Source organism: Paenibacillus sp. MAHUQ-63, from assembly GCF_028765165.1.
In the GTDB taxonomy this organism is placed as follows: domain Bacteria; phylum Bacillota; class Bacilli; order Paenibacillales; family NBRC-103111; genus Paenibacillus_E.
This window is the reverse complement of sequence record NZ_JARADB010000001.1, coordinates 774,165-795,786: the sequence shown is the minus strand read 5'-3', so window position 1 is coordinate 795,786 and position 21,622 is coordinate 774,165. Positions and strand designations below refer to the sequence as shown.

The 21,622-nt window shown below is 54.4% G+C and carries 15 protein-coding genes; 14 read left to right on the top strand and 1 reads right to left on the bottom strand.

The window, feature by feature from the left end; translation table 11 throughout:
* The first annotated feature begins 69 nt into the window (after positions 1–69).
* The 5 genes from PUT07_RS03545 to PUT07_RS03525 all read left to right on the top strand — a co-directional run bounded on the left by PUT07_RS03545 (position 70) and on the right by PUT07_RS03525 (position 8,784).
* Entirely contained in the window at positions 70–2,445 is a 2,376-nt protein-coding gene (locus PUT07_RS03545; RefSeq protein ID WP_274466399.1) for a glycoside hydrolase family 95 protein, read from the top strand.
* A gap of 189 nt (positions 2,446–2,634) precedes the next feature.
* A complete protein-coding gene (locus PUT07_RS03540; protein ID WP_274466398.1) occupies positions 2,635–3,606 on the top strand; it encodes an ABC transporter permease in 972 nt (323 codons plus the stop codon).
* Between the two features lie 19 nt (positions 3,607–3,625).
* Positions 3,626–4,525 (top strand): carbohydrate ABC transporter permease, encoded by a 900-nt coding sequence (locus tag PUT07_RS03535; protein ID WP_274466397.1) that lies wholly within the window; start codon positions 3,626–3,628, stop codon positions 4,523–4,525.
* A gap of 101 nt (positions 4,526–4,626) precedes the next feature.
* Positions 4,627–6,288 carry an extracellular solute-binding protein gene (locus PUT07_RS03530; RefSeq protein WP_274466396.1) on the top strand — a complete coding sequence of 554 codons (1,662 nt, stop codon included), beginning with the start codon at positions 4,627–4,629 and terminating at the stop codon, positions 6,286–6,288.
* A gap of 75 nt (positions 6,289–6,363) precedes the next feature.
* The gene (locus PUT07_RS03525; RefSeq protein ID WP_274466395.1) at positions 6,364–8,784 is read left to right on the top strand and encodes a glycosyl hydrolase family 95 catalytic domain-containing protein; all 2,421 of its coding nucleotides are present in this window, start codon (positions 6,364–6,366) and stop codon (positions 8,782–8,784) included.
* Positions 8,785–8,920: 136 nt separating this feature from the next.
* On the opposite strand, the gene PUT07_RS03520 is transcribed toward PUT07_RS03525, so the two are convergent.
* Positions 8,921–9,766, bottom strand: a complete 846-nt coding sequence (locus tag PUT07_RS03520) for a stalk domain-containing protein (RefSeq protein ID WP_274466394.1) — start codon at positions 9,764–9,766, stop codon at positions 8,921–8,923.
* 247 nt (positions 9,767–10,013) lie between these two features.
* Between PUT07_RS03520 and PUT07_RS03515 the strand changes: the two genes are divergently transcribed.
* From PUT07_RS03515 to PUT07_RS03475, 9 genes are all read left to right on the top strand, one after another.
* Positions 10,014–10,703 carry a YceI family protein gene (locus PUT07_RS03515; protein WP_274466393.1) on the top strand — a complete coding sequence of 230 codons (690 nt, stop codon included), beginning with the start codon at positions 10,014–10,016 and terminating at the stop codon, positions 10,701–10,703.
* A 157-nt stretch (positions 10,704–10,860) separates the two neighbouring features.
* Positions 10,861–12,609 carry a LytS/YhcK type 5TM receptor domain-containing protein gene (locus PUT07_RS03510; RefSeq protein ID WP_274466392.1) on the top strand — a complete coding sequence of 583 codons (1,749 nt, stop codon included), beginning with the start codon at positions 10,861–10,863 and terminating at the stop codon, positions 12,607–12,609.
* A gap of 1 nt (position 12,610) precedes the next feature.
* Positions 12,611–13,360 (top strand): LytR/AlgR family response regulator transcription factor, encoded by a 750-nt coding sequence (locus PUT07_RS03505; protein ID WP_274466391.1) that lies wholly within the window; start codon positions 12,611–12,613, stop codon positions 13,358–13,360.
* A gap of 163 nt (positions 13,361–13,523) precedes the next feature.
* Entirely contained in the window at positions 13,524–13,856 is a 333-nt protein-coding gene (locus tag PUT07_RS03500; RefSeq protein WP_274466390.1) for a DUF485 domain-containing protein, read from the top strand.
* A gap of 3 nt (positions 13,857–13,859) precedes the next feature.
* Positions 13,860–15,380 carry a solute symporter family protein gene (locus PUT07_RS03495; RefSeq protein WP_274466389.1) on the top strand — a complete coding sequence of 507 codons (1,521 nt, stop codon included), beginning with the start codon at positions 13,860–13,862 and terminating at the stop codon, positions 15,378–15,380.
* A 318-nt stretch (positions 15,381–15,698) separates the two neighbouring features.
* Entirely contained in the window at positions 15,699–16,481 is a 783-nt protein-coding gene (locus tag PUT07_RS03490; protein WP_274466388.1) for a nucleotidyltransferase domain-containing protein, read from the top strand.
* Positions 16,482–16,496: 15 nt separating this feature from the next.
* Entirely contained in the window at positions 16,497–17,918 is a 1,422-nt protein-coding gene (locus PUT07_RS03485; protein ID WP_274466387.1) for an RtcB family protein, read from the top strand.
* Positions 17,919–17,938: 20 nt separating this feature from the next.
* Positions 17,939–18,082 carry a hypothetical protein gene (locus PUT07_RS03480; RefSeq protein ID WP_274466386.1) on the top strand — a complete coding sequence of 48 codons (144 nt, stop codon included), beginning with the start codon at positions 17,939–17,941 and terminating at the stop codon, positions 18,080–18,082.
* 2,015 nt (positions 18,083–20,097) lie between these two features.
* On the top strand, positions 20,098–21,621 hold the full coding sequence (locus PUT07_RS03475; protein ID WP_274466385.1) for an SWIM zinc finger family protein: 1,524 nt from the start codon (positions 20,098–20,100) through the stop codon (positions 21,619–21,621).
* Position 21,622: the final 1 nt, after the last annotated feature.

The window sequence follows — 21,622 nt, the reverse complement described above, 5'->3', positions numbered from 1 at the left end:
TCCTTCACCATCGGTTTTATGATGAAGTGGAAGTGTTCATTATTCACTCGTACATAGGAGCTGATGATTATGAAATTGCGCTATAACAGCTGTGCCAAAGCATGGACGGAGGCGCTTCCGGTCGGCAACGGACGACTGGGAGCAATGGTGTTCGGCGATCCCGAAACCGAGCGTTTGCAATTGAATGAAGATACGCTGTGGTCGGGCCCGGGGCCGGTCGACGGCAACAATCCGGGAGCCAAGGCGGCGCTGGCCGAGGTGCGGGCGCTGATCGCGGAGGGCCGCTACGCGGAAGCCGATACCAAGAGCAAGGAAATGATGGGACCTTACAATGAATCTTATATGCCGCTTGGCGACCTGTATGTGAAATTCCGGCATGGAGGCGTTATCCGGGACTATGCGCGCAGCCTTGACTTGACGAATGCGCTCTCGCAGGTGACATACCGGATCGGGCAAGTAAGCTATACGCGCGAAGTATTCGCTTCTTTCCCCGATCAGGTCATCGCTTTGCGGTTAGAGGCCAGCGTTCCCGGCGCCTTGCATTTCACGTTAAAGCTGGACAGCCCGCACCCGTACCGGTCAGGCACGGCGGCGGATCAGCTGTATATACAAGGCATCTCCCCGGAGCACGTCGATCCCAACTACTACAATACCGATCAGCCAGTCGTGTATGGAAGTCTGGATGAAACCGAAGCGATGAGGTTCGAAGGCCGGGTGGCCGTCCAACTGGCGGGCGGGACGTGCCGTGCCGATCACGACGGACTGCATGTGCAGGATGCAACAGCGGTGACGCTGCTGTTCAGTGCGGAGACCGGCTTCCAAGGCTATGACCGTCCTCCCGCCGGGACGAACAGCGAGCTGGCTGCCGCTAACATCGAGCGTTTGCAGCGGGCTATTGCCAAACCTTACGCGGAGCTGAGGCAGGCCCATATTGACGATTACACGGCGCTCTACAACCGCGTGGAACTGGATCTCGGCGAGTCCCTGGCGCCTGAGGAGATGCCGACCGACCGGCGAATCGCCGAGTTCGGGGCGAAGGATCCGGGCCTCGTCCAGCTGCTGTTTCAATACGGCCGTTATTTGCTGATAGCCAGCTCCCGTCCGGGATCGCAGCCTGCCAATTTGCAGGGCATATGGAATAAAGAGCTTCGGCCGCCATGGAGCTCCAACTGGACGCTGAACATTAACGCCCAGATGAACTATTGGCTGGCGGAGACGTGCAGCTTGTCCGAATGCCACGAGCCGCTGCTGCGGTACATCGGGCAGCTGTCCCAGAACGGCCGCAAGACGGCCGAGGTGAACTACGGCTGCCGGGGGTGGGTCGCCCACCACAATGGCGACATCTGGTGCCAATCCGCTCCGGTCGGCGATTATGGCGAAGGCGATCCGGTGTGGGCGATGTGGCCGATGTCGGCCGCATGGCTGTGCCAGCATCTATGGGAGCATTATGCGTTCACGAAGGACGAACGCTTCCTCCGGGATCAGGCTTACCCCGTCATGCGGGAAGCGGTGCTCTTCTGCCTGGACTGGCTGCATCCGGACGAGAACGGTCATCTGATTACATCGCCGTCCACATCGCCGGAGCACAAGTTCGTAACAGCGGACGGTCAGCTGGCGGCTGTCAGCCAAGCGACGACCATGGACTTGTCGCTAATCTGGGATTTGTTGACGAACGCGATCCAGGCCGCTGAGCTGCTGGAGTCAGATGAAGGGTTCAGAGCCGAGATGGCGTCAGCGCTGGATAAGCTGAAGCCGCTGCAGATCGGCAAGCACGGCCAGCTGCAGGAATGGTCGGTCGATTGGGACGATCAGGATGTTCACCACCGCCATGTGTCGCACTTGTTCGGGATTTACCCTGGCCGGCAGCTAACGCCTCAAGGCACGCCGCAGCTGTTCGAAGCCGCCAAACAATCGCTCGAGCGGCGGGGTGACGGCGGAACAGGCTGGAGCCTGGCCTGGAAAATATGCCTATGGTCCAGGTTCCAAGACGGGAACCGGACGCTGCAGCTTATTTCCAATCTGCTGCAGCTGGTCGGAGAGGATGGAACGAACTATCATCGTGGCGGCGTGTACGCGAACCTGTTCGACGCTCATCCGCCGTTCCAGATCGACGGCAACTTCGGCTTTACCGCCGGCGTGGCGGAGATGCTCGTCCAATCGCATGACGGGGAAATCTGCCTGCTGCCGGCGCTGCCGGATGCGTGGCCGAACGGATCCGTGAGAGGGCTGCGCGCCAGAGGCGGGCATACCGTCCATCTGATTTGGGCGGAAGGCGCGATGCAAGAAGCCGAAATTGAAGCCGGATTCGGCGGCAGCTGCCGTGTCCGTACCCAAGGCAAGGTACAGGCAGTCGAGTCGGATGGCAAGAGCATCTCGTTCGAACGGGTGGCGGACGATGTCATTCGTTTCGATGCGGAGGCCGGGCAAGTCTACAGACTCAAATAAGAAGGGTAACGGCGGGTTCCACCGAAGGAACCCGCCGTTTTCTTATCTGCAGCGTGTAATGTACCTCCCCGAAGGAAGTGTACGCTGCCGTGAGGAAGCTGTTGTACGCAGCGATTTGAGGTGTACCTTTACGGCGAAGGCCGGAATGTGGTGTTGTAGACATATAGAAAGCGCTACCAAACAGGAGGGATGGTTTTGGAAACAGCAGCAGTCAGAGAAACGCGCGCTCCTAGTCTTGCGAAGAAAGCTTCGCTATGGACCGAGATGAAGCGAAGCTTTCGGAAGCATTGGCAGTTTTATCTGCTCATTATTCCAGGTATTCTTTACTTCCTCATCTTTAAGTACATTCCAATGGTGAATGCGGTCATTGCTTTCAAGGATTACAGCGTCGTCAAAGGGATTTGGGACAGCCCTTGGGCAGGGCTCAAGCACTTTCGCCTCTTCTTCAATAACCCGCAGTTCTGGACGCTCATTAAGAATACGCTGGTCCTCAGCCTGTACCAGATAGCGGTCGGCTTCCCCGTTCCGATCCTGCTGGCCTTGGCGTTGAACGAGATACGAGGCGGTATTTTCAAAAGAACGGTTCAGCTGGTGACTTATGCGCCTTACTTCATTTCAACGGTTGTCATGGTCTCGATGATCATGCTGCTCCTATCGCCGAGACTCGGCGTGATCAACATTTTACTTCAAAGCTTCGGCCTGGAATCGATCAACTTTCTCGGCATTCCGAGTATGTTTCGCAGTGTCTACGTGTTCTCCGACGTATGGCAGGGAGCCGGTTACTCGGCCGTCATCTATTTGGCGGCGCTCGCCGGGGTAGATCCGTCGCTGTATGAAGCGGCCAAAGTGGACGGGGCATCCCGTTTTCAGAAGATCATCCATATTGACATTCCCGGCATCATGCCTGCGGCCGTTATTATTTTGATACTGAGCGTCGGCAGCATCATGTCGGTCGGATTCGAGAAAATTTACCTGCTGCAAAATCCGCTAAATCTGGAAACGGCTGAAATCATCGCGACTTACGTGTACAAAATAGGTCTGCTCAATGCCAATTTCAGCTTCGCCACGGCTGTAGGTTTATTCAATTCGATCGTGAATCTGATTCTGCTCTTAATCGTGAATGCGATCGCCAAACGAATTTCCAGTACAAGTCTATGGTAACAAGAGAGGAGGCTTCCTTATGATCAAGGCAGGTCGCGGAATTCGCGAATCGACGGGAGACCGGTTGTTCCTTGCGGGGGTGTATACCCTACTGGGCATCGTGCTGGTCGCCGTCCTCTATCCGCTCATATTCATTGTCAGCTCGTCTCTGAGCTCCCCGCTTGCGGTTTCGTCGGGCAAGGTTTGGCTCTGGCCGGTCGATCTGACCTTTGTCGGATACAAGGTCGTCTTAAGCAATCCGCAAGTACTGCAAGGCTATGGCAACTCGTTATTTTATGCTTGTATCGGAACCTTAATCAGCGTCACGCTGACGATCGTACTTGCGTATCCGTTGTCGCGCCGAACCTTTTTCGGCCGTAATGCGCTCATGATGTTCATTACGTTCACGATGCTGTTCTCCGGCGGATTGATTCCTACTTATCTGGTTGTGAAGCAGCTCGGTATGCTCGATACGCGGTGGGCGCTGCTGATTCCGCAAGCGATATGGGTATGGCAAATCATCATTGCCAGAACGTTCTTTCAGTCATCCATTCCCGAAGAGCTGGCGGAAGCTAGCGAAATGGACGGCTGCAGCGATCTTCGCTTCCTGTTGAGCGTAGTCATCCCTTTGTCGAAGCCGATCATTGCCGTGCTGATCTTGATGTATGCGATCGGGCAGTGGAACGCTTATTTCGATGCATTGATCTATTTGAAAACGCAATCCTTATACCCGCTGCAGTTGATTCTGCGCAGTATTCTGATCTTGAACTCGGCGGCGTCCAGCAACATCGATGCGGCTGAGCAGCTGAGAAGGCAGCAATTCGCCGATCTGACCAAATATTCGCTTATTGTCGTTGCGAGCCTGCCTGTGCTGGTCATTTATCCTTTCGTTCAGCGGTACTTCGTGAAAGGGATGCTGATTGGCTCCGTGAAGGGCTAGGCTGCCCGGCAGGAAAGGAGGTGAGGCCAAGAGAACTTGGGTACGGTACGGGAAAGCGTATACAGGGGTTATCATTTGAACATGAAAGGGAGAGATCGCATTTGAAAAAAACAATTTCGACAGTCTGGATTATGCTGCTTACCATCAGCTTGGTGCTTACCGCTTGTACATCCGGGACAGATTCCAATACGAACTCGCCCGATGCACAGTCGACAACGAATAGCTCGGGGAGCGGCAGCGCGCCGGTGCCGATCAAAATTTTCGCGCAACAGGACACGAATACGGATTTGGCGACGAACAGCTTTTCCAAATTGGCTGAGCAGAAATTTAATATCAAATTCGAATGGCAGACGGTTCCGTTCGACGGAGCTGCTGAGAAAAGGCAGATTTCGCTGGCCAGCGGCGACTATCCGGATGTGTATATGCTGATTCCGTGGGTAGATAAATTCTCACAAACGGATATTCTGCGGTATTCCCAGCAGGGCGTCATCCTTCCGCTCGACGATCTCATTAACCAATATGCGCCCAATGTGAAAGCGGCCTTGGACAAATTCCCTTATTTTAAAGCGATGAATACGGCCCCTGATGGCAAAATATATGGACTAACGCAGCTGGTTGAGTGTTACCACTGTTCTTATCCGAACAAAATGTGGATCAATTCGTCTTGGCTGAAAAAGCTGAATCTGACGATGCCCGCCACACTGGACGATTACAAGAACGTGCTTGAGGCTTTCAAGACGAAGGATCCGAACGGCAACGGCAAAGCGGACGAAGTGCCGCTCAGCGGTTCAATTGAAGACTATGGGGTTCATATCATCCCGTATTTCATGAACTGCTTCATCTATGATGACGACCGTACGTATCTCCTTCTGAAAGACGGCAAGGTGGATGTGGCGGCGGATAAAAGCGAGTGGAAGCAAGGCTTGCAATTCGTGAAGTCCCTGTATGACGGAGGATTGATCGATAAAGGCGCATTCACGCAAAATGCAACGGCATATAAGAAAATCGGCGACAATGCCGATGCGCAAATTTTGGGCTCCGGCGCAGCGATGCACCCTTATATTTTCGTAACGGGAGGGTCGGATGCTTCCAAAACGTATGATGCCGTGCCGCCATTGAAAGGGCCGAACGGGGCTTTCGCTACTTATAACTATCCGAGCGACCCCGGCGCGACCTTCGTCCTGACGAATAAAGCGAGCAAAGAAGCGCAGATCGCCGCCATGAAGCTGGTGGATTACATGTTCTCCCAGGAAGGCCAAATTCGCGGTCACTTCGGCGAGGAAGGCAAAGACTGGAGGAAGCCGAAGGATGGCGACGTGCCGGTTGAGAAATCGGCGTCTCCGCTGCTGGCGACGATTCCGACGCCGACGGGCGAAGCTCCGCATAACTCCGCATGGGGGGCGATGGCGCAATATTTCCAACCCAAAGCGTTCCGTGACAGCTGGGTTGCGGCTACCGACATTTATGATACGACCGGTTATGAGCGCAGATTGCAGGAAGCTACCCATCTCTATGACGGTAAGCAGCCGAAAGACGTGTTCCCGCACTGGGCGATCTGGATCGATCCGTCTACGGCTGACGAAGCGGCAATGCTCAAGACGAACATCAAAAACTACATCGATCAGAATGCGCTGCAGTTCGTTACGGGCGCCAAAGATTTGAACAAGGATTGGGATGCCTACGTCGCCGGCCTCAATAAACTGAATTTGAAGCGGTACCTGGATATTATGCAGCAATCTTACGATAAATCGTTCAAAAAATAATGCCGCCGAATTCGAAGTCCTGCGCAGCCTGCCGGCTGCGCGGGATTTCGTGCGGCACATAAGGGAGCGGAAACGATGAATCCAACCGAGCAAGTGAAGCGGCACGGGATCGTTCACGATAAGCCGGCGCCGGATTTCTTCGAAGGGGCGCTGATGGGCAACGGCGGACTGGGCGCCGTCGTGACGACGCGTCCGGATGCGGTCGTCATCCATTTCGGACATAACAATGTGTGGGACATTCGCATCGCCGAGGATAACGCGGACAAGATCGGCACGTTTCAAGACGTCTTCGAGCAGTTGAAGCAGATTCCGCAAGAGCTGGATACGTTCCAGGAGCATGCTTGGTATCGCGAATATTGCCATATGACGCAGGAGAACTACCGCAAGCCGTATCCCCGGCCCATGCCGTGCGGTTCTCTGCTGCTGGGCTACGACAGGCGCAGGGCGGAGGTGCTGGGCCATAAAGTGCATATTCACGACGGCCTCTGTGAAGTTTATATGAAAGCGGATGCGGCTGAGGTCACGCTGCAGCTGTTCATCGAGCCTGATACCGACCGCATGTGGCTGAGGTTGGTGGCTGCCGGAACGGAGGCCGGTGCTGCTGGGGGAGCTGCAGGAGACTCTGCCTCTATGCGAGGCGTGTTCGACAGAATCAAGCTCATTCCGGACCCGGATACGCCGAAGGTGTTTGCGCCGGCGGAGAAAGCGGCGTCCGCCGAGCTGGGGCAGCTGTTCTTCCGGCAGACGCTTCCGTTCACGTCGGAGGGCGGCACAGGCCATCCCAAGGACAAGGCTTTCCGCCTTGCTGTTCGCACAGCCGAAGCGATTGCACCGGCGCATAATGTCAAGGACGGTGTGCAGGCAAGCTTGCTTGGCACGGAGGATTTCCTCGTCTGCGTGGAGCTGGCGGAAGGGGCGGATACAGCGGTTGCGAAGGGTCTGACGGTCCTTCAAGCACCGGCTGCCGAGGGCTGGGTTGAGGCATATGCCGCATGCCGAAGCAGCTGGGCCGACTATTGGAGCCGTTCGGGCGTGAAGCTCGGCGATGAGTTCCTGGAGCGGATCTGGTATTGGAACTTGTATTTCTATCACTGCTCCGTCAAGCCGGAGGCGACCTGTCCCGGCTTGTTCGCGAACTGGAGCTACCGCTCCATCGGCTCGGAGTGGCACGGCGACTACCATATGAATTACAACACGCAGCAGCCGTTCTGGCTCGCGTTCTCCAGCAACCATGTCGACAAGCATCTTGCTTATGTCAACATGGTCGATCATATCCTTCCCGTGAGCCGCAAGTGGGCGAAGGATTATTACGGCATGCGAGGCGCGTATTATCCGCATTCCGCCTATCCGGTCGAGATGAACCTCATGCCGTATCCGGTGCCTCATTGGGGGTGGGAGGTTTGCGAGACGCCATGGACCGTCCAAAGTTTATGGTGGCATTACTTATATACGATGGATCGGGAGTTCTTGGCGAACCGGGCCTTCGTGCCGATGAAGGAAGCCGTGCTGTTCATGGCGGATTACATGGACCGTCCGGATACGCACGGGGAGGCGTGGGGCGATGACCGGTACCATGTGTATCCCACCGTTGTTCCCGAGCTTTATGAGCTGACGCCCGGGTTCAAGAGAAATTACGATTGTCTCGTCGATCTGACGTTGACGAAGTTTCTGTTCCATGCGTATGCCGAAGCTTGCAAGGTGCTCGGCGTCGAGCAGGAGGAGGCGGAGCTGCTGGGCAGCGTTCGGAAATTGTTGCGCCAATTCCCGGAATACCCGACCGCCGAATCCCGGCGCGGAACCGTGTTCGTCTCCGTGCCCGGAGAGGATCCCGAAGTCGTCTATAATACGCCGAACGGCATTATGACGATATTCCCGGGGGAAGAACACGGACTGCATTCGCCGGAAGATCAATACCGCATCGCCGTGAACTCGTATTGGAACCACCGCAACGAAGGCGGTAACGAGCTGGTGTTCTACCACCTGGCCGGGGCGCGTCTGGGGCAGCTCGATTTGGAGCGGTTCAAACGGCAAATCAGCTACTGCATGCTGCCCAACGGCACGTGCACCGACCGGGTTCTGCTGTCGGGAGGCAGGTACAGCGACACGCTCAGCTTCGACTTCATGCGCCGTGTCGGCGTATGGTTCGAGAATTTTGCGCTGCCGGTCGTCATTAACGAGTGCCTGCTCCAAAGCTATAACGGCATCCTGCGTTTCTTCCCGAATTGGCCGGCAGAACAAGAGGCCGAGTTCGCCACTTTACGGGCGGTTGGCGCTTTCCTCGTCAGCGCTTCCTTCTCCGGCGGCGAGGTGCGGTGGGTAGAGATTGAAAGCGAAGCGGGCGCAGCGCTGAAGCTGTACAATCCGTGGCCGCAAGGAGCCGTATGCCGGATGGCCGGAGGCGAATCGACGATTCATGCCGATGTGATCGAGCTTCCGACTTCGCCCGGCGACAGAATTCGGCTCGTGCGAGCGGATGTTCAAGCGGCTGCGGGGTGAGAGATTGGAGGCCTCCATGGTGCTGCCTCATGACAGATGTTCCGGCGCGCCGAAGTGTCAGGCGGATTGATCGCCAAACGCCAAACCCCCAGCCTAAGGCTGGGGGTTTGACGTTTTTATGCTCGGTAAGCACGTTCTATTCTTCGTAAATGACAACGGATTGCGTTTCGGCTTCCCATTTAACGGCTGCTTTCAAAGCTTCGCTCACGAAGCGAACCGGAACTACCGTGCTGCCGTTCTCGATTGCCGCCGGAACTTCCAGCGTCACTTCATTTCCGTTCACCGTAGCGGTTTTGCTATCGATGAAGAGCTTCACTGTGATACCGTCGCGCGTTACCGTGACGGAACGCTCTTCCGGATCCCAGCTCACAGTTGCTTTCAGAGCTTCGGAAATCGCACGGAAAGGGACAAGCGTGCTGCCTTCACGAATGAAAGGAGCTACTTCAAATGCTGGCTCTTCACCGTTGACATACAGCTTAACGCCTTTTTTGCCCAATTTGTCATATAACTTTCCAAGCTTCTTGTAAGAATCGATGTTTTTCACATTTGCCGTGATCGCTTCTTTTTGAACATAAACGGCTTCCGTTACGCTGCCGTTTTGAACCAGAATATCAGCGACGGCCGACAATGCGGCATCCTTCTCAGTAATCGCTTCAAGCTCAGCCTTCATCTCGTCTGTCAGTTTCGTTTCATACTTCGTCAACAGAAGATCAGCAATGACGGCGCCGGCAGGCTTGTCCTTCACATTGTTGATTGCATTCAGAAGCCCTTTGTAGCCATTGCTTCCATGGCTGCCGTACGTGTCGGATGTTACGCTTGCATCTGCATTCGCGTTCACGTCCACATCAACCGTAATGCTCTTGTCCGGCTTGTTGTCGCCGTTGCTGCCGTTGTTGCCGTTCTCCGATTTCGCGAATGCCGATCCTGCCATCAAGCTTGTTGCAAGCGCGCAGGATGCGAGGATGGTCCAAGTTTTTTTCATATGTCATTTCCTCCCTTGTTATGTACAATTCATATATTCGGTATAGCGAACGAGAATTGTGAGGGTAGGGGCGTAAAAAATTAAATTGACCAGGGACAGGGGGAAAGGTTTTCCGCTTTAAATTTTCATGTAAAATTAAGGTAACATTCAGCTAATTTTCAGTTTAGCTTGCTATGCTTTTAACACTACACGGTGTAGTGTGCTTATAAACTTACAGAAAAGATGAATATCGATAGGAGGCAGGATAATGAAAATGAAACTTGCAGCATGGACGGTGGGCGCTTTTGTAGTGCTGGGAGGAGCTTATTATGCTTACGACTATTATGCAGGCAACCATGTGACGATTCAAGAGGCAATCCCCGCGGGAGCGGCAGCTGCAACGACGAGTGCGGCTTCGGCTCCTGTCGGGGAAGCTCTGAACGGAAATTGGAACATCCGCCCGGACTCGAAAGTGTATTTCACGGTGAAAACCTCTAAGGAACAAGTGAATTTTGAAGGCAGCTCCGTTGCGGGGAAGTGGGCGCTGAATAGCGCGGATCCCGCGAAAATGGCGGCCGACGCCGTAGTCGGCATCGCTGCGCTGCAATCCGGCAATTCCCAAAGGGACGGCCATATCAAAGGGGCGGAATACTTGAATGCCCAGACGTTCCCTGAAGCCAAATTCAAGCTGAAAACAGTCAATAATTTTCCGAAAGAATGGAAAGAAGGCGAAAAGGTTTCTTTTGATATGACGGGAACTTTGACGATCAAAGATATTTCCAAGGACGTCACGTTCAAGACGGACGCTGCGTACAATCAAGGCATTATTAATATGGGGGGCACCGCGGTGGTTACGTTTGACGATTTCGGCATGAAGAATCCGCATGCGGTTGTGCTGGACACGGAGAATAACGTCACGATAACGCTGAGCCTTGCAATGGAGCAGCAAAATTCATAATTTCATTAACGAGCTCATCCAGATCGTTAATCGGAGAGGTGCCCGCGCGGGCGCCTTTCTTTGTTGTTGGCATACCGTCCCGGCGCCGGCATTCTTACTTTCGGCCCGTTTTCCGGTTATAATGGTGATAATTGCAGCGGAGCGAAGGGGGAAAAGGATGGAACATATCACGCTCTTGCTCATCGAGCGGATGGGGATTTTGCTGCTGCTGACGTTCATCTTGACCAGGATCCCCCAGTTCCGGTATTTGCTTGACCGGCGGTTGGACTTGCGGACAGGAGTGACGTTCTCCCTGTTCTTCGGCTTGATCAGCATCGCAGGTACTTACGCAGGCGTTGTGGTTACCGAGAGCGGGCTGGACTCGACCTTCTTCGTCCGTTCCCTGAACGCCCATGAAGCGATGGCCGATTCCGCGCTGATCGGCGTGATGGTTGCGGGACTTCTTGGAGGCGCTTTCGTGGGCACGGGAGCGGGGCTTATATCGGGGATTCATGCTTATTGGCTGGGCGGAGTGACGGGCGCAGCCGATGTATGGTCCACGCCGATCATCGGGCTTCTAGCCGGATTCGTGGCGCGCTTTTTCGCGGAGGAACGGGTGATCGCACCGGTGAAGGCGCTGTTTATCAGCGTGTTCGCCCCTATTCTGCAGATGGGCGTTATTCTCATCGTCAATGAGTCTTCGCCGCTTGCGATCCATACGGTGGACGGGATCGGGGTTCCGATGGTTGTGGCGAACAGCATCGGGGTCGGCATCTTCGTGGCGATGATTCTGGCGGCCATGAAGGAGGAGGAGAGGGCGGCGGCTTCCGAGACGCAGCGGGCGCTCCATATCGCGGAGATGGCGTTACCGTATTTGAAGAGGGGCTTGACGTTCGAAACGGCCGAAGCGACGGCGAATATTTTGCGCCGGGAGCTTCATGCGAATGCGGTGGCGGTTACGGATACAGAGAAAATCTTGGCTCACGTGGGGCTCGGGTCGATGCGGCACGTACAAGGCGAGCGGATCGTCACGGAGCTGTCTTTGCGGGCTATTCAAACCGGAGTCATCCAGATCGCCGTCAGGAAGGAGCAAATTCAACCGCACCATCCCGCCATCGGCGCTGCGTTGATTGTTCCGTTCCGCAGCGGGGGACAGGTGGCCGGGTTAATCAAATTATATTATCAGAGCGCCCGGCAGATTCGCCCGGTAGAGGAAGCGTTCGCCCAAGGTCTCAGCAAGCTGGTATCCATCCAGCTGGATATGGCGACAACCGAACATTTGAGAAATCTGATGAGGGAGGCGGAGCTCAAGGCGCTGCAGGCTCAAATTAATCCGCATTTTCTATTCAATACGCTCAATGCCATTGTGACGTTGATTCGCATCAAGCCGGAGGAAGCAAGGCGGGTCACGGTGAAGCTGGGGACGTATATGCGGATGAATTTGACGCTGACCCAATCTCCGCTCGTCCCGCTGTATAAGGAAATGGAGCACCTGCAAACGTATTTGGACATTGTCAATATCCGCTTCGAGGATCAATTGCACGTCCATTGCGGGTGCGAGCCCGGTTTGGAGTCTCTCGGCATACCGCCTTCTACGCTTCAGCCGCTCGTCGAAAACAGCATTAACCACGGTTTTAAGGGAAGGACGGACAGAGGCGAAATTCATGTAGAGCTAAGGAGAGCGGAGAACGGCGTCCAGATAACGGTTATGGACAACGGCAACGGATTTCCGCCTGAGGTGCGGACGGTATTAGGCCATTCACCGATTACGAACAGTGACAGCACCGGCTTGGGCGTATTCAATGTGAACCGACGGCTGATCGCCTTGTTCGGTCCGGAGGCATGCCTCCGGTTCAGCAATCCGCCGGGCGGAGGCGCACGCATCGACTGCATAATTCCTTACCCGGATGAAAGGAGTGGAGCCTGATATGAAAGTGATGATCGCCGAGGATGAGAGACTGGCTCGCGAGGAGCTGATCTATTTGCTGTCGCAGGAGCGGGACGTCGAGCTCCTTCCGTCAGCCACGAACGGTGCGCAGCTGCTTGAACTGGCGAGCGTACATAAGCCGGATGTCGTTTTCCTCGACATTCATATGCCGGGATTGGACGGGGTGCAGGCGTCGCAGAGCTTGATGGCCTTCACGCCCAAACCGCTCGTGGTGTTTGCAACGGCCTATGAGCAATATGCCGTCGAGGCGTTCAGGCAGGAGGCGGTCGATTATTTGCTTAAGCCATATGACGAAGAGCGCCTGCGATTCACGCTGCAGCGAATCCGCAAAATGCGGGCTGCGATGGCAGCGCCGCCCCAAGCGGCTGTTATTCCCGCCCCGCCTGCGGCGAAGCCGAAATTGCTGGTTGACGACGGCAGCCGCATGGTCGTGATCGAGCCGGTGAAGATCAGCTTTGCCGTGAAGGAGGAGAAGCTGACGCGGATTCATTTGTCGGACGGGCAGATGCACACGACGAGACAGACGCTGCAGGAGCTGGAAGACAAGCTGGTCGGGTATTCTTTTTTTCGCACGCATCGCAGCTATTTGGTTAATATGGATTTCATCGATGAAATCGAGCCATGGTTCAATGGCGCTTACAATGTCATTCTGAAAGATGCGAAGCGCAACCGGGTTCCGTTATCGAGAGTGGCCGCCAAGGAGCTGATCCGGCGGCTGGAAGGCGGGTAGCAGCTTTGGGCCTGAACGGTTCAAGGTTGTTTTCTGCTGTTTGAGGAACGATTACCGACGTTTCGCGCCGGGAAACGAACAGGAGAAGACGGCTCGTGATAAAATGATAAAGCGCTTACAAGAACTGCGGAATCACGAGATTGTATCATTCAGGAGGGACTGTATGAAAGAGCAGCATAACCACAATCGTTATAGTGAAATTGTAAGATCCGAATCTTTCCAGAAGCTTCTTGCCAAGAAAAAGCGATTTATTTTACCGATGTCCATTTTCTTCCTGGTGTTTTACTTCGTACTCCCAATTATGACCTCTTATACGAAAGTGCTGAATGAACCTGCGATTGGCTCGATTACATGGGCGTGGTTATTTGCTTTTGCGCAATTCATTATGACTTGGGTGCTGTGTTCGCTGTATTCGCGCAAGGCCGCCGAGTTCGATGCTTTATCCGATCGAATTAAAGCGGAAACGGAAACGGCCAATCAGAGAAAGGCGGGGTAAGCGATGAATACGGCATTTTTATTATTTCTGGTCATTGTTGCGGGAACGCTGGTCATCACATATTATGCAGCCAAAAAAACGAAGACCGCCAGCGAGTTTTATACGGCCGGAGGCGGCTTGACGGGATGGCAGAACGGGCTTGCCATCGCCGGCGACTACATGTCGGCGGCATCGTTCCTGGGCATTGCCGGGATGGTGGCGCTCTTCGGCTTCGACGGCTTCTTCTACAGCATCGGCTTTCTCGTCGCCTACCTCGTCGTGCTGTACCTGATCGCCGAGCCGCTGCGCAATTTGGGCAAATATACGATGGCCGATATGATCGCGGCCCGTTTCGACAATAAAAAGGTGCGCGGTGTGGCCGCACTCAATTCGATTACGATCTCGATCTTCTATATGATCGCTCAATTGGTCGGAGCGGGAGCGCTGATTAAGCTGCTGCTCGGCTTGGATTATATGACATCCGTCCTAATCGTCGGGCTGCTGATGACGGTCTACGTCGTGTTCGGCGGGATGACGGCGACGAGCTGGGTGCAGATAATCAAATGCGTGCTGCTTATTGCCGGTACGTTCATCATTTCGTTAATCGTCTTTGCCAAGTTCGATTTCAATGTGATGCACATGTTCGAACAAATGCGAACGGCGACGCCGCTCAAGGAAGCGTTCTTGAACCCCGGCAATAAGTTCACGAACGGTCTTGACACGATATCGCTCAATCTGGCGCTCGTCCTTGGAACAGCGGGCTTACCTCACATTCTGATCCGCTTCTTTACGGTGAAAGATGCTCAGACGGCAAGGAAATCGGTCGTCGTGGCGACGTGGGTCATCGGAATCTTTTATGTCATGACGCTGTTCCTGGGCTTCGGTGCCGCCGCATTCGTCGGTAAGGACGTCATTGTCGCGGCGAACGCAGCCGGCAATATGGCGGCGCCGCTGCTGGCGAAGTCGCTGGGCGGGGATTTCCTCTTTGCTTTTATATCGGCCGTAGCTTTTGCTACGATTCTTGCCGTCGTGGCCGGACTCGTTCTGTCTGCCGCCTCGGCGTTCGCACATGATTTCTACAGCCATATCGTCCGTAAGGGGAAGGCGACAGAGAAGGAGCAGGTCGTTTCCGCGAAGCTCGCTTCCGTCGGTGTTGCGCTGATCTCCATCGTTCTGGCGTTGTTCGCCCAGAAAATGAACGTCGCCTTCCTGGTCGCTTTGGCCTTTGCCGTTGCCGCAAGCGCCAATCTGCCGGTGCTCGTGTTCACTGTGTTCTGGCGGAGATTTAATACGGCCGGTGCCGTGACGGGAATGCTCGTCGGCTTAATCAGCGCTCTGATCCTAGTTATCGTGAGCCCCAACGTCTGGGATCCGGTTGCCGGCAAAGCGATCTTGGTCGGAACTCCGCTAATTTCGCTAACTAACCCGGGGATTATTTCCATTCCTTTAGGCTTCTTGGGAGCTATCGTCGGCACCTTGCTTTCCTCCAAGCGCGCCGATGCGAAATATGATGAAATTCTGGTTAAAGCCAATACAGGCTTATAGATAGGATACATGCTGAAATCCTGAAGAAAATAAGTATAACCAATCTTTCCGCCCCGGGCGGATTGACGCGAAGCAGGTTTGACTCGTATGATGTTTGTAAATGAATGGAAAGGGGGCCGATGGCTATGATTCGCAATCGAATTCGTAATCTGACAATTGAAGCAAGCGGTATACCACCGGTCTCGCACGCACGTTTGACATAGCAGCGCAGGCACTCCGCGGAGTGGCCTCCGTGCATTGCACATGTTAAGCCGTAGACGATGTCGGTCTAGGGCTTTTTGGCGTTCCTACCTAATTAACGAAGAAAGGGTGAGTCCCATGACATTGGATACAGCTACAATCAAAGATCAGCTTCAGCTTATCGAGCAAACAGAAGGCGTCAAGATCATATATGCCTGTGAGTCAGGCAGCCGGGCATGGGGATTTCCGTCGCAAGACAGCGATTATGACGTGCGGTTCATCTATGTAAGACCGGTGGACTGGTATTTGTCCATCTTCGAGAAACGGGACGTCATTGAGCGTCCGATCAGCGATCTTCTCGACTTGAACGGTTGGGATGTGAAGAAGGCGCTGAATTTGTTCCGCAAATCGAATCCTCCCCTGCTGGAATGGCTGCAATCGCCGATCGCTTACATCGAGCCGTACGGCATCACAGAGCAAATTCGCCGGTTATCTCCGCTTACCTTTTCCCCGCGTTCGAGTATGTACCACTACTTGCATATGGCGAAAGGGAATTTCCGGGACTATTTGCAGGGCGATGTTGTCAAAATCAAAAAGTATTTCTACGTGCTGCGCCCGATTCTGGCGTGCATGTGGATCGAGAGGCACGGCGGTATGCCGCCGATGGCCTTTGAACAGCTGGTGGAGGGCGTGCTCCCAGAATCCAGGCTGAAGGAAGACATCGATACATTACTGGCGCGCAAAAAAGCCGGTGTGGAATTCGATTTGGAACCGAAAATATCGGCGATCCACGATTTTTTGGAAAAGCAAATTGCTTATTATGAGGAAACCGCCAAACATACGGCTGTTTCGGGAGAACAGCAGGACGCAGCGCTCGATGCTTTGTTCCGCGAAGCGCTGAAGGAGGTTTGGGGTTCATAGAGAGGATAGAAACAGATGAAAGAAAATTATACACATCAGGTGCAGCTTCCTTCGGGGGTTGTACATGTCTACGCAGCTCCTGAGCTGTTTAAATCGTTGGACTATCAGGTGTTCCAGATGGCCAACAACAATCTGCAAATACCGAACCAAAGGTTCATGAGCTATACGCCGGACGTGCACGTAGGCATCGGAACCTGCATCGGCACGACCGCCGCCTGGTATACCCATGACGGCTACGTATCTCCCTCGATCGTCGGCAGCGATATCGGCTGCGGGATGAGGGTGCATCTGACCAATCTGCACCGGAATGAGCTCAAGGATGTGAAGCTGCGCCGCAAGCTGGTGAAGGCTATCGAGAAATATTTGCCCGTCGAGGATCATGCCCGGGGGCATTTCTCGGACATTCGCCTGGAGCACGTCGTGACCAAGGGTTTGCACGGGCTGCCTAAGAAATATGTGCCGGACGGCTACACGCCGAGGAAGGCGACATCGCTTACGCATGTGGAATGCAGCAAATTTACTGTGGATGAAAATGATTTGAACCGTTTCCCGAATGCAGTCTGGCACCGGTCGCACCGCCAGCTTGGCACGCTCGGGAACGGAAACCATTTTGCCGAGATCCAAGCGATAGAGATTGCCGAGGAGAACCGGGCTGTCGCGGAAGCATGGGGGTTGTTCGACGGGCAGGTGGCCGTCATGATCCATTCCGGATCACGCGCATGGGGAGGTTCTGTGAACCTCAGCTGCACCAGCGACATGCAGAAGGTGATGCGTACGCTTGGTTTAGGGACGGCGGACCCGAAGCTCGTGTTTGCTCCGCTTGCCCATCCGGCTGCAGAAGCTTATGTCAATTTGATGTATTCCGCGCTGAATTATGCTGTGGTTAACCGGCATCTTATTGCGTATGCCATTCGTGAAGCGGGCAAGGATGTCTTCGGCTCGAAGTTTGAGATGACGACGCTGTACGATTTGATGCACAACTATGCCTGGGAGGAGCGGCATGAGGGCGAATCGTACTTCGTTCACCGCAAAGGGGCGACGAGATCGCTGCCGGCCGGCCATCCGGACAATCCGCAGCCCTATGCGGCTACCGGCCACCCAGCGCTCATCCCGGGGTCCATGGGGACGGCCTCCTACTTGATGGTCGGCGCGCCGGGCGGCAAGGCCAACTTTCACTCCATCTGCCATGGAGCGGGCCGCCTCCGCTCGCGGGGGGCTACGAAGCGGCTGGTTACGCTGAGTGAATTCGCCTCCGCGATGCGTGTGGGGACGGACGAGGAGGTCGTCGTCAATCAGAAATCGCTGGAAGCTATTCTCGATGAATCGCCGCAGGCATACAAAGATGTCGATCAAATCATCGAGAGCGTCGTAGGAGCCGGTTTGGCTCAGGTTGTAGCCAAGTGCAAGCCGCTTGCAGCGATTAAAGGCGCCAAATGAGTTATGAAGGAGGCGGCTGTGTGTTAACGAACAAGGAGCGGACGGCTTTAAGCAAGTTGATGAGTAAAATATTGCGGCATTCGCCTGAGCCATTCGGCGTGCAGCTTCATCCGGCGGACGGTTCTTGCCAGCGGAAATACAGTTCGCTATTACGGCTGAATTAGCGGTTCTGGAAGGTAAAGCGGAAATACAATGCGTTATCCTTGCTGAATTTGAGTGTTTCGCAGCTCAATCAGCAAAATAGCGCATCTTATTTCCGCTTCGGCGGCTATTGGCCCTCGTTATACTGAAATAAGGGCCTGTATTTCCGTTCCGCTCCCGCACCGCCAAGCTTCCCACCCGAATCTACCTGCCAACACAAGTACGAACTCCATCCTCGCACCCTTGATGCCTGTTCCTTCAACGTCGCACACATCCACCAAACAAGCTGCCGCACCGGAATGACCTCGCTACTCTTTATTGCCTAACAACCGCACGTGTTCTCCCCTTGGAAATACTGAGGCTAAACGACCCTCACGCCAGCGGAAATACAGTTCGCTAATACGGCTGAATTAGAGGTTCTGGAAGGTAAAGCGGAAATACAATGCGTTATCCTTGCTGAATTTGGTTGTTTCGCAGCTCAATCAGCATAATAGCGCATCTTATTTCCGCTTCAGCGGCTATTTTCCCTCTTTATGCTGAAATAAGGGCCTGTATTTCCGTTCCGCTCCCGCACCGCCAAGCTCCCGCCCGAATCTACCTGCCACCACGGCACGAACTCCATCCTCGCACCCTTGATGCCTGTTGCTTCAATGTCGCACACATCCACCAAACAAGCTGCCGCGCCGGAATGACCTCGCTACTCCTTACTGACTAATAACCGCATGTGTTCCCCCCTTGGACTCTCGCGCCAGCCGGAAATACAGTTCGCTAATACGGCTGAATTAGCGGTTCTGGAAGGTAAAGCGGAAATACAATGCGTTATCCTTGCTGAATTTGGTTGTTTCATAGCTCAATCAGCATAATAGCGCATCTTATTTCCGCTTCGGCGGCTATTGGCCCTCGTTATACTGAAATAAGGGCCTGTATTTCCGTTCCGCTCCCGCGCCGCCAAGCTTCCCGCCCGAATCTACCTGCGAACACAAGTACGAACTCCATCCTCGCACCCTTGATGCCTGTTGCTTCAATGTCGCACACATCCACCAAACAAGCTGCCGCGCCGGAATGACCTCGCTACTCCTTACTGACTAATAACCGCATGTGTTCCCCCCTTGGAAATTCTGTGGCCAAAGGACCCTCACGCCAGCGGAAATACAGTTCGCTAATACGGCTGAATTAGCGGTTCTGGAAGGTAAAGCGGAAATACAATGCGTTATCCTTGCTGAATTTGGTTGTTTCGGAGCTCAATCAGCATAATAGCGCATCTTATTTCCGCTTCAGCGGCTATTTTCCCTCTTTATGCTGAAATAAGGGCCTGTATTTCCGTTCCGCTCCCGCGCCGCCAAGCTTCCCAACCCAATCTACCTGCCAACACGGCACGAACTCCATCCTCACACCCTTGATGCCTGTTCCTTCAACGTCGCACACATCCACCAAACAAGCTGCCGCGCCGGAATGACCTCGCTACTCCTTACTGCCTAACAACCGCATATGTTCCCCCCTTGGACTCTCGCGCCAGCGGAAATACAGTTCGCTAATACGGCTGAATTAGCGGTTCTGGAAGGTAAAGCGGAAATACAATGCGTTATCCTTGCTGAATTTGGTTGTTTCGCAGCTCAATCAGCAAAATAACGCATCTTATTTCCGCTTCGGCGGCTATTGGCCCTCGTTATACTGAAATAAGGGCCTGTATTTCCGTTCCGCTCCCGCGCCGCCAAGCTTCCCAACCCAATCTACCTGCCACCACGGCATGAACTCCATCCTCGCATTGATGCCTGTTCCTTCAATGTCGCACACATCCACCAAACAAGCTGCCGCGCCGGAATGACCTCGCTACTCCTTACTGCCTAACAACCGCACGTGTTCCCCTAGCAAATATGCTCTTTGCACCTGCCAGCCGTACGCCTTTTAGAAAATCCAACCTGAGACCGTATCTCAGGTTTTTTTCGTTCTAATTAAGGCGGAAAAGCCATACCCATGAAAAAGGAAAATTAGGAACTGCGTGGAAACAGTTTCTATACCAAGTCATGAGGGGTAGAAGATGAATCATTTAACGGAAGCTTATGTCGATAGTCTGGCGCTTAACAGCAGCGCGATCAAGAATGGCAAAGATTTGGTGAAGAAAAACAGCTTCCCGCTGCTTTGCCGTTCGGAAGACGGAACGATCATTTTCGGGGAATGCAAAGGCAGCGGCAAGGAGCCCTATAAATGTTCGGTCGATGCGCTCAAGGAAGGAAGTCCTGTGTTCCGCTGCACTTGCCCAAGCCGTCAGTTTCCATGCAAGCACAATCTCGGGCTGATGTATGCATTTACCTCAGGGAAAACGTTCGTCACAGCCCCTATTCCCCCAGATATCGCCGACAAAAGGGAAAAGGCCGAGAAGCGGGAGGAGAAGAGGAAGGAAGCCGCCGCTGTCGGGACGGATGCCTCGAGCCGGGCGGCCTCGATAGCTTCGACAGCTTCGACAGCTTCGACTGCATCGACATCTTCAACGGCTGCCGCAGCCGCAACGGCCACCAAGCGCAAAACGAGTAAAGCGACCCTCACGAAGAAGATAGCCGCTCAGCTCGAAGGGATCGGCATCGCTGAGAAGCTCATTCTGCAGCTGGTCACGTCAGGGCTGGGCTCCCTGGACAAGAAGGGGCTGCAAACCGCTGAAGATCAAGCGAAGCAGCTCGGCAATTATTACATTCCCGGCATTCAGTCCCAACTGCGGGAATTGACGCAGCGATTCCGAGCCGAAGACAATCGCGAAGCGGCATACCCCGCCGCGATTGAGCAGTTGACAACGCTCCATGCGCTGATCAAGAAAAGCAAGGAGTACTTAGGCGGGAGATTGGAGAATCCCGATGCGCCGGTTGACAGCGAGTCCACGCTGGAGGAATGGATCGGCCATGCCTGGCAGCTCGCGGAGCTGAGAGAGCTTGGCCGCGTTCGCAGCAGGGCGGAGCTGCTTCAGCTCTTCTTCCGCTCGTACGCGGATCAGGCGAGAGGCGAATATATCGACGAGGGCTATTGGGCCGATCTCCAAACCGGACACATACACCTCACGAGAACGTACCGACCGTTTCGTGCGGTGAAATACATACGCGAGGAAGATTCCGTTTTCCAAGTCGTCCAAGCGAAGGATTTGGCCCAATACCCAGGAGAGCTGAATGCGAGGGTGCGCTTCGAAGAAGCGACCTACCGGGAAGCCGTTGCAGACGATTATAAAGCTGTCATTGCCTCCGCCCGTCCGTCTTTCCCGGAAGTCGTGAAGCTGGTGAAGAATCAAATCAAGAACCCGCTGTCCGACAAGCATCCGGTCATGCTGCTGCGGTTCGCCGAGATGATGAGGAGCGGTTCGGGCTTCGTGCTTCTGGATCAGCAGGGGAAGCAGCTGCCTCTGGCGGACATTCCGCATCTCGGCGAGCCGACCATGCATTTGCTGACCTTACTGCAGGAGTCCAGCCTGCATGACCAAGCGATTGTGGTTATGTTCGAGCATAACCGTGAACATAACCGGCTGGAAGCGCAGCCTCTGAGCATTGTAACGGCGACTGCCATCATTCGCCTGCTGTATTGAT

What these genes read in the sequence shown, in the direction of transcription:
- PUT07_RS03545 (WP_274466399.1), top strand. Translation starts at nt 70, where the DNA reads ATGAAATTGCGCTATAACAGCTGTGCCAAAGCATGGACGGAGGCGCTT.
- PUT07_RS03540 (WP_274466398.1), top strand. Translation starts at nt 2,635, where the DNA reads ATGGTTTTGGAAACAGCAGCAGTCAGAGAAACGCGCGCTCCTAGTCTT.
- PUT07_RS03535 (WP_274466397.1), top strand. Translation starts at nt 3,626, where the DNA reads ATGATCAAGGCAGGTCGCGGAATTCGCGAATCGACGGGAGACCGGTTG.
- PUT07_RS03525 (WP_274466395.1), top strand. Translation starts at nt 6,364, where the DNA reads ATGAATCCAACCGAGCAAGTGAAGCGGCACGGGATCGTTCACGATAAG.
- PUT07_RS03520 (WP_274466394.1), bottom strand. Translation starts at nt 9,766, where the DNA reads ATGAAAAAAACTTGGACCATCCTCGCATCCTGCGCGCTTGCAACAAGC.
- PUT07_RS03515 (WP_274466393.1), top strand. Translation starts at nt 10,014, where the DNA reads ATGAAAATGAAACTTGCAGCATGGACGGTGGGCGCTTTTGTAGTGCTG.
- PUT07_RS03510 (WP_274466392.1), top strand. Translation starts at nt 10,861, where the DNA reads ATGGAACATATCACGCTCTTGCTCATCGAGCGGATGGGGATTTTGCTG.
- PUT07_RS03505 (WP_274466391.1), top strand. Translation starts at nt 12,611, where the DNA reads ATGAAAGTGATGATCGCCGAGGATGAGAGACTGGCTCGCGAGGAGCTG.
- PUT07_RS03500 (WP_274466390.1), top strand. Translation starts at nt 13,524, where the DNA reads ATGAAAGAGCAGCATAACCACAATCGTTATAGTGAAATTGTAAGATCC.
- PUT07_RS03495 (WP_274466389.1), top strand. Translation starts at nt 13,860, where the DNA reads ATGAATACGGCATTTTTATTATTTCTGGTCATTGTTGCGGGAACGCTG.
- PUT07_RS03490 (WP_274466388.1), top strand. Translation starts at nt 15,699, where the DNA reads ATGACATTGGATACAGCTACAATCAAAGATCAGCTTCAGCTTATCGAG.
- PUT07_RS03485 (WP_274466387.1), top strand. Translation starts at nt 16,497, where the DNA reads ATGAAAGAAAATTATACACATCAGGTGCAGCTTCCTTCGGGGGTTGTA.
- PUT07_RS03475 (WP_274466385.1), top strand. Translation starts at nt 20,098, where the DNA reads ATGAATCATTTAACGGAAGCTTATGTCGATAGTCTGGCGCTTAACAGC.